This window comes from Pseudoalteromonas sp. DY56-GL22, from assembly GCF_041414715.1.
Classification (GTDB): Bacteria; Pseudomonadota; Gammaproteobacteria; order Enterobacterales; family Alteromonadaceae; genus Pseudoalteromonas; species Pseudoalteromonas simplex.
In genome coordinates this window covers 1-1,209 of record NZ_JANHZR010000027.1, presented here as the reverse complement: position 1 = coordinate 1,209, position 1,209 = coordinate 1, and the positions used below count along the sequence as shown (strand labels likewise).

Here is a 1,209-nt window from a genome sequence, read left to right as displayed (position 1 = left end):
TAACTTCTGGCGAAGTTAACAGCTGTCACTAACAAAGACCCGTTTGGGTTGTATGGTTAAGTGACTAAGCGTACACGGTGGATGCCTTGGCAGTTGGAGGCGATGAAGGACGTATTAACTTGCGATAAGCCTAGTCAAGCTAGTAAAAAGCGCTTGAGACTAGGATTTCCGAATGGGGAAACCCACCTGCTTGCAGGTATCTTGCACTGAATACATAGGTGTAAGAGGCGAACGCGGAGAACTGAAACATCTAAGTACCCGTAGGAACAGAAATCAACCGAGATTCCGGAAGTAGCGGCGAGCGAAACCGGACCAGCCCTTAAGCTTATTATGTGTTAGTGGAACATTCTGGAAAGTTTGACGATACAGGGTGATAGTCCCGTACACGAAAATGCATCTTAAGTGAAATCGAGTAGGTCGGAGCACGTGAAACTTTGACTGAATATAGGTGGACCATCATCTAAGGCTAAATACTCCCAACTGACCGATAGTGAACCAGTACCGTGAGGGAAAGGCGAAAAGAACCCCTGTGAGGGGAGTGAAATAGAACCTGAAACCGTGTACGTACAAGCAGTAGGAGCCCTTCGAGGGTGACTGCGTACCTTTTGTATAATGGGTCAGCGACTTATATTTTGTAGCGAGGTTAACCGATTAGGGTAGCCGTAGGGAAACCGAGTCTTAACTGGGCGTATAGTTGCAAGGTATAGACCCGAAACCCGGTGATCTAGCCATGGGCAGGTTGAAGGTTGAGTAACATCAACTGGAGGACCGAACCCACTAACGTTGAAAAGTTAGGGGATGACCTGTGGCTAGGAGTGAAAGGCTAATCAAACCGGGAGATAGCTGGTTCTCCCCGAAATCTATTTAGGTAGAGCCTCGGACGAATACTTACGGGGGTAGAGCACTGTTAAGGCTAGGGGGTCATCCCGACTTACCAACCCTTTGCAAACTCCGAATACCGTAAAGTACTATCCGGGAGACACACGGCGGGTGCTAACGTCCGTCGTGAAGAGGGAAACAACCCAGACCGCCAGCTAAGGTCCCAAAGTCATAGTTAAGTGGGAAACGATGTGGAAAGGCCCAGACAGCCAGGAGGTTGGCTTAGAAGCAGCCATCCTTTAAAGAAAGCGTAATAGCTCACTGGTCGAGTCGGTCTGCGCGGAAGATGTAACGGGGCTAAACTATGCACCGAAGCTGCGGATTCAAACT

1 rRNA gene is annotated in these 1,209 nt (G+C 49.0%); it reads left to right on the top strand.

Features of this window, described 5'->3' with window-relative positions:
• Positions 1-54: 54 nt before the first annotated feature.
• Positions 55-1,209 (top strand): 23S ribosomal RNA (locus NO991_RS20525); the annotation flags it as partial.